The following is a 4,039-nucleotide window of genomic DNA, read 5'->3' on the forward strand; positions in this document are numbered from 1 at the left end:
ACGAAGATGCCCTACAACGAATCAAAATATTTAGAAGCATTAAACCGAAGAGGATCGCCACTGTTAAAATTTGCAATAAATAGCTAAATTTTACTAGTTGTCCACCTCAGGGCGTGTTGTTATGTGGTTTTTAACTACAGCCTGGTATTTTCTTTATATCAGAAACATAGTTCTCATAAACTTTACACGAGCATTTTACAAACGGGGAATCACTTGATTCAATCATTGAGTCAGGAAATTTTTCTGGTAACTTAGAAACACATTTATTAACTATTTCATCAGTCATAGTTGAGCACTCCTTACTAGTAACCCCCAAGCTATAAAAACCAGAGTCTTGCAAACACATTAAGTTCTTAACACCCAATTCAATGTCTGACCTTTTTGTAAGATCCTCTGAATGAGTATTAAAAGACAATATTGTGAGAATAGATAATACAGGTAAAAAAATGGTAAATTTCATGAGTAATCCTTTAGTCATTTTAAAAAATATAAATGTAGCAGCTAATACACGCGTGAACCACATAACGCCACGTTAAGCGGCAAAAAATTGTTAGCTAAAATTGTGAACGGAGTGAAACAGCCAACTGTTTTTTGTCCGTTTGAACGCCTTGTTAGCCCTGCGCTAAGAATCTCTCATGATATGCAACCGTGCCTTTAGGGTAAGAACCTTTAATTAACGCTGCTTGAAAATATTCTGGTGGAACATCAGGGAGCACTAAGCCATCTATAGGCTCAAAGCCAAATCGACGATAGTAATTAGGATCACCAAGTAATACACAGCCATTAGCATTGAGATTCTTTAATTCGTTAAGAGCTGCATGCATTAGCTTAGAGCCTATTCCCTTATTTTGTTCAGTTGGGACAACGGAAATGGGCCCCAAACCATACCAATCACTTGAACCATTCGAGATAGTAACTGGCGATAAAGCGACATGTCCAACTATTTTAGATGAGTCTTCAGCAACAATTGAAACAGACAACATTCCGGAACATCTCAATGCATCCACAATAAATTGTTCCGTGTGATCTGTATGCGGTGCATCAAGAAATACTGCAATTGTAGTTTTATGAATATCTTGAATATCACTAGTTTTTTCTAGCCGAATATTAATACACACTGAAACATCTCCAAGTAGGGCTAACGCCACGTTAAGCGGCAAAAAATTGTTGGCTAAAATTGTGAACGGAGTGAAACAGCCAACTGTTTTTTGTCCGTTTGAACGTCTTGTTATGTTGATGACATCAACAGGTTAGCCAATTTACTTTCACAGTTAAAGTTAACTACAGTTCCATTACTAAAGCGACCATTATCGATAGTGAAAATATGCCCCATAATTCCCGAAGCTACTTCTTGTGGTAATACTATGTTTTGTTGAAGACAGATAAACCAATCCTTTTTTGAACCTAATAGTTCACCAACTAGTCTGATTAAATACTCTTTGTCTGTAATTGAAATAGTATCCAAAGTAATTAAATCTATGATTTCTGCAACAAGACTATCCAAATACCAACTCCATGACTAATCAACATAACGCCCCATTAAGAGGCAAATAATGGTTGGCTAAAATAAGCGACGAAGGAGCAAATAGCCAACTGTTATTTGTCCTGCTTGAATGGCTTGTTAGAAGATTTTCTGTTCATTTACGACAAGCCAATTTATATCTTTAATAACGAGTTCACTAAATTTTTCGTTCGGATGAGTAGATATATATTCTTGAATTTTTTTGTAATACTCTAAATTTACTTGAGGTTGACCATTGTCTAACTTTCTATGAAATATACTCTGTAAGTTTAATAAATTCCTATGAATCGCTATATTCGATGCCAACATAGATTCGTGAAACTCAAGGCTTTTATCGGGAGTTTGGTTTCTGAGAACATGTAAAGTAACAAAACTTTCCGCAAGAGAGACGTATGTACCGGTTGCAGCAGAATCGCCAAAGCCTTTTTTATACGCATAGCTTCCTACAATGTAAGTTAGCAAAAATGAATAAATAATTATAACGATAAGTTTTTTCATGCGAATCTTCTAACGCCACGTTAAGCGGCAAAAAATTGTTGGCTAAAATTGTGAACGGAGTGAAACAGCCAACTGTTTTTTGTCCGTTTGAACGTCTTGTTATATTTATGGGTAATGCCCTAATTTATGCTGTAAATCTAGAGTGTTATCAATTGATACTCTAAAGCCACAATCAAATGGAGTTACTCCGTTAATTGGGTGACAATCATAATTAATTGTCCATTCGCCATAATCGTAATCATAATAAACACCAGAACGATAATATAGTTGCCTTTCAATATCTTGTGATTGTAAAAACACCTCTGCTGATTTAACCACTTCATGAACAGATAATATTGGGACTTTGAAATCTATAAGATCTGTTTCAACTACTCGATCATAAGTATGTATTAAATCTTTTGCATGTTTCACAATAGGTTTATTATTTTCTGATAATTCATTCGCTGTTTGGCAAAATGACTGAAAACTGACGATACATATTATTAAAGATATAGATTTAATCAAAACTCCCCCCAGAATAAATATAACGCCCAATTAACAGGCAAAAAATGGTTGGCTAAAATAAGTGAACGTAGTGAACAAAAAGCCAACTGTTTTTTGTCCTTGTTGAATTTCTTGTTATGTTTACAGTACACCAAACGTTAATTTGACATTAAAATACTTAAACAAGAAACAATAACGATAATAAAAAACAACAGTAAAGCAGAAAACCGACCGAGCGTGTTACTACTTCTGTTCTTTATAGCCAGAAATAAACCATAAAGAGTTCCTGATAACGCTAAATACACAATTAATAACTTAGCCTGTTTAATAGAGATAAGTTCATAAAACATAGCGCTAGATATAACTAGGAATATCAAGGTGAATATAAAATTAAATGATGTAAAAAACTTTATCAAATGTGCAACCCAATAGAGGTAAACATAACGCCACATTAAGCGGCAAAAAATTGTTGGCTACAATGTTGAACGAAGTGAAAACAGCCAACTGTTTTTTGTCCGTTTGAATGCCTTGTTAGGTAAACATTAATGACGTAGTTAAACCGGTTATAACTTCTGAAGCCCATAAGCTGAAAAAATAAACAAATGATACAATTACTGCATGTTTATTTGAGAGCTCAAATTTAGATTTAGAACGGACAAAGACATAAAATATAGTTACCAGAATAATGGACAATAATATAATTAAATTGATTGTTGCATTTAGTTCTGTAATCCAAAGTAATAAACGTGTAGCAAATAGAACTATAAAAGGAATAGCTAAGAAGAACAAAACATCTTTGAATGTAGCTTTATTTGCAATAAATCTGTTTATTACAAAAAATAATACTATTGAAACTAAAATGACACCGAGCACAAATCTCTCCTTGTTTACCTAACGCCCTGTTAAGGGGCAAATTGTAGTTGGCTAAAATGTGAAGCGGAGCGGAACCAGCCAACTGTAATTTGTCCCGCTTGAACAGCTTGTTATAAGTATTATGCGCCTTGCTTATCTCTGACTTTCTTAAGAACAAACAATACAATTATATATACAAGGAAAATAGCTAAACTTAAAACCCATGTATAAGTTGGTTTAACAAAGCCACTGAAAGTCCATCCTTGAATGAAATAGCTAACGATACTTTCATAATTTTCAGTACCGTTAATTATTACATATGAAATAAGCCAACATATTAAATAAGAAACTGTAATGTAGCTAACTTTATTCAAATCATACTCATAAATTTAAATACTTATAACGCAACGTTAAGCGGCAAAAAATTGTTGGCTAAAATGTGAACGGAGTGAAACAGCCAACTGTTTTTTGTCCGTTTGAACGCCTTGTTAGGTGTTCTTTTTATTAGGTTTATTTAATTTAACAGTTGCTTCCGTACAACGCAAAGACAACCAAAAAATTGCAAGAGATATTAATAGATTAGATCCACCAATTTCGACTCCTGCAAGCACCATAAATGTTAGATATACACTATAAGTTGATAATAAAAGTAAACATGATGCAGCAATACGAGAATGCCACCTA

At 33.8% G+C, this 4,039-nt stretch carries 6 protein-coding genes; all 6 read right to left on the reverse strand.

Features of this window, described 5'->3' with window-relative positions; translation table 11 throughout:
* Positions 1–130: 130 nt before the first annotated feature.
* Complete coding sequence (locus H4J69_RS19360; RefSeq protein ID WP_182218599.1) at positions 131–460, reverse strand: hypothetical protein; 330 nt, start codon at positions 458–460, stop codon at positions 131–133.
* Between the two features lie 151 nt (positions 461–611).
* Positions 612–1,118, reverse strand: coding sequence for a GNAT family N-acetyltransferase (locus tag H4J69_RS19365; protein ID WP_182245173.1), 507 nt, complete (start codon positions 1,116–1,118; stop codon positions 612–614).
* A gap of 110 nt (positions 1,119–1,228) precedes the next feature.
* On the reverse strand, positions 1,229–1,504 hold the full coding sequence (locus H4J69_RS19370) for a hypothetical protein (RefSeq protein WP_182172801.1): 276 nt from the start codon (positions 1,502–1,504) through the stop codon (positions 1,229–1,231).
* A gap of 117 nt (positions 1,505–1,621) precedes the next feature.
* Complete coding sequence (locus tag H4J69_RS19375) at positions 1,622–2,020, reverse strand: hypothetical protein (protein WP_182245172.1); 399 nt, start codon at positions 2,018–2,020, stop codon at positions 1,622–1,624.
* 105 nt (positions 2,021–2,125) lie between these two features.
* Positions 2,126–2,524 (reverse strand): hypothetical protein, encoded by a 399-nt coding sequence (locus H4J69_RS19380; protein ID WP_182218602.1) that lies wholly within the window; start codon positions 2,522–2,524, stop codon positions 2,126–2,128.
* A gap of 1,319 nt (positions 2,525–3,843) precedes the next feature.
* Positions 3,844–4,039, reverse strand: a 196-nt coding sequence (locus tag H4J69_RS19975; RefSeq protein ID WP_220467919.1) for a hypothetical protein, incomplete at its 5' end; no start/stop codon positions are given.

The sequence above is a fragment of the Colwellia sp. BRX10-9 genome, from assembly GCF_014077405.1.
Taxonomy (GTDB): Bacteria; Pseudomonadota; Gammaproteobacteria; order Enterobacterales; family Alteromonadaceae; genus Colwellia_A.